Origin of the sequence: Streptomyces sp. NPDC088116, from assembly GCF_044741745.1 — a bacterium.
In the GTDB taxonomy this organism is placed as follows: domain Bacteria; phylum Actinomycetota; class Actinomycetes; order Streptomycetales; family Streptomycetaceae; genus Streptomyces.
This window is the reverse complement of record NZ_JBIUTF010000026.1, coordinates 1-2,294: the sequence shown is the minus strand read 5'-3', so window position 1 is coordinate 2,294 and position 2,294 is coordinate 1. Positions and strand designations below refer to the sequence as shown.

General features: G+C 68.1%; 1 protein-coding gene. It reads left to right on the top strand.

Features of this window, described 5'->3' with window-relative positions; all coding sequences use genetic code 11:
- On the top strand, positions 1 to 2,294 hold a 2,294-nt coding region (locus ACIOJD_RS34530), incomplete at both ends, for an acyltransferase domain-containing protein (RefSeq protein ID WP_401920593.1).

The window sequence follows — 2,294 nt, the reverse complement described above, 5'->3', positions numbered from 1 at the left end:
TCGGTGAGGTGGCGGCTGCGCATGTTGCGGGTGTTCTGTCGCTTGCGGACGCGTGCCGTCTGGTGGCTGCTCGCGCACGGCTGATGCAGGAGCTTTCCCGTGGTGGGGCGATGGTGGCGGTCCAGGCCACTGAGGATGAGGTTCTGCCGTTCCTCTCCGGCCGCGTGTCGATCGCTGCTGTCAACGGGCCTTCCTCCGTGGTGCTGTCCGGTGCCGAGGATGCGGTGTTGGAGGTTGTGGGACGGTTCGAGGGGCGGCGCACTAGTCGGCTCGCTGTCAGCCATGCGTTCCATTCGGCGTTGATGGACGGGATGCTGGATGATTTCCGTGCGGTGGTGTCCGGGTTGGAGTTCCGTTCGCCGTTGATTCCGGTGGTGTCCAACCTGACGGGTGCTCTGGCCGGTTCCGAGGAACTGTGCGCGCCTGAGTACTGGGTGCGGCATGTGCGGGAGACGGTGCGGTTCGCTGATGGTGTGCGGGCGTTGTCCGATGCGGGTGTCTGTGCCTTCCTGGAGTTGGGTCCGGATGGTGTGCTGTCGGCGTTGGTCCGGGAGTCGGTGTCGGACGAGGCCGTGGTCGTGCCTGTCCTGCGTAAGGACCGTGGCGAGGAACGTGCGTTGGTCGCTGGTCTGGCCGGGGTGCATGTCGTCGGCGTGAGCGTGGACTGGCGGGCGCTGTTCGCCCGTACCGGTGCGGGGCAGGTCGAACTGCCCACGTACGCCTTCCAGCGGCAGCGGTACTGGCCCGCCGTACAGGCGAGTGCCTCTGGTGATGTACGGGCCGTCGGCCTCGCATCTGCGGAGCATCCGCTGCTGGGTGCCGCCGTTTCGCTGGCGGACTCCGATGGTGTGGTGTTCGCCGGTCGGCTGTCGGTGGCGTCGCATCCGTGGTTGGTGGATCACATCGTCATGGGCCGGGTGCTGGTCCCGGGAACCGCCTTTGTGGAGTTGGCGATCCGGGCCGGTGACGAGGTCGGGTGCGACCGGGTCGAGGAACTGACCCTGTCGGCGCCCTTGGTCCTCCCCGAGCGTGGCGCGGTACAGATTCAGGTGCGTGTGGGACCCGACACGGACAGCAATGGACAGCGCACCCTTACCGTCCATGGTCGCTCCGAGGACGCGGTCGACGCGCCCTGGACGCAGCACGCGTCCGGTGTGCTGTCCGGCGACCGTGCGGACCAGGCTGACGTGGGCTTCGACGCGACGGCCTGGCCGCCGCCGGGCGCCCACCCGGTCGATCTCAGCGAACATTACGGCCGCCTGGCCGAGGTGGGATTCGACTACGGACCGGTGTTCCAAAGCCTGCGAGCCGTGTGGCGGCGTGGAGATGAGGTGTTCGCCGAAGTCGGGCTGCCGGAAGACGTCACGGCCGACGAGTTCGGCGTGCACCCTGCGCTGCTGGACGCGGTGCTCCAGGCTGCCGCATCCGGTGCTGGGGGCTCGGAGACCGTGAGCGCGGCGCTGCCGTTCTCGTGGAGCGGTATATCGCTCTACGCCTCTGGTGCGACGACCGTGCGGGCGCGGCTGTCGCACACCGGCCCGGCCACTGTGTCGATCGCCGTCACGGACACTGCTGGTGATCCGGTGGCTGTGATCGATTCTCTCGCGACCCGGCCGATGACCCCCGGACAGTTGGGAGGTCCGGCCGCCCTGGACGGGAATTCGCTGTTCCGGGTGGACTGGACACCCCTGTCCGGGCCTGCGGAGGCCGACCTGGGTGACGCGGCGGTGGCGGTGGTCGGCGCGGACGGTGGTTCGGCCGATGTGCTGCGTGGTGTCGGGTCCGACGTGCGGTTCTTCAGGGACTTGGGTGAGTTGGCTGCGGCTGAGGGGCCGGTGGCCGGCGTAGTGCTGGCTGCGGTTCCTTCAGAGTGGCCCGGCGGGGACATGGTGGATGGGGTTCATGCCGCAGCGGTGTGGGCTCTGGGGTTGGTGCAAGAGTGGTTGGGGGAGGAGCGGTTCGCGGATTCCCGGTTGGTGATGGTGGCTCGGGGCGCCACTGTTGATCTGTCTGTGGCATCGGTGCGTGGGCTGTTGAGGTCGGCAGAGTCCGAGAATCCGGGGCGGATGACGCTGCTGGATCTCGGTGATGAAGTCGTGCCGGGGGCGGTGTTGTCACGTGCGCTGGCATCTGGTGAGCCGGAGCTGATGGTGCGCGGCGAAGAGATTCTGGTGCCTCGGCTGGTCCGGGTTCCGGTTTCCGATGTGGTGGGGCCGGTGTGGGATGGTTCTGGGACGGTTCTGGTTACGGGTGGTACGGGTGGTTTGGGTGCGGTGGTGGCCCGGCATCTGGTG